We start from the raw sequence: 862 nt of genomic DNA on the forward strand, positions 1-862 counted from the left end.
CTTGTTCTCCGAGCAAAATCCATCGACATTACGCGCCAAAATTTTTAGGTCAATTACCTAAATTGGTGCCCGTTCGCCGTTTTGCGGCGGCGTTGAAACGTCACGACTGGAACCGAAACCCCCATATTTATCAATTACGCTATGCTCGAAAGCAGCGGATATCCGTGCGTTCTGAACGCCGAGAAACCTTTGATGCGTTAGCGATGGCGATGATTGCGTATGCGGATTACAATCCGGAAAGTGACGCCCTGTTTGAAGTGATGTGTTCAGTGGAAAAGCTGGCTGAGTTATGTGGTCAGTTGTATCGCTATGACAGTGGTCGAAAAAGTTACGACCCAATATTGCATGCGCTGCGTGATTGGGAACAAGCTAACCTCATTATTATTGACCGTGATTTTGATATTGAAGCGAAACAATACAAAGCGATGCGTATCTGGATACGCCCTGAGTTTTTCCACGGACTCGGGTTTTCAATGCTGGAACTGCGCGAAGTCGTCTCCAGCTTTAGCCGTTGGATGGAAAAGAAGGGGCTCAAGGAGAGTTATCAAAAACGATACGCACAACACGTGCTGCGACTTGCGCGCGCGAATGTGGCATCACTCGATACTAAGCGTAAACTTTGTGGCCTACTCAATAAGCTGAAAACGCTTGTGATAGGGAAAGATGAAGCGCTTAAACAAGAGAAGAAACACTTATCCAAAGCCTTAAAGGAAAAGAAAGCGTTAGCCAAGAGTTTAGCGACGCCAGAAAGTCCGGAGCATGCCGCATGGCGTCGTTTTGAAGCCTGGAAGGTGACACAACCTTTAGCGGTAGTCATGGCGTTTGAGCGTGAAATGAAAGCCTTGTATCCGACTGCACAAGG

At 47.4% G+C, this 862-nt stretch carries 1 protein-coding gene; it reads left to right on the forward strand.

From position 1 onward, the window contains the following. Positions 1-862: RepA family replication protein (locus tag AC4IFO_RS22915; protein WP_490737845.1), on the forward strand; the 862-nt coding region annotated here is incomplete at both ends.

Source organism: Providencia sp. UF-224 (genome assembly GCF_058245955.1).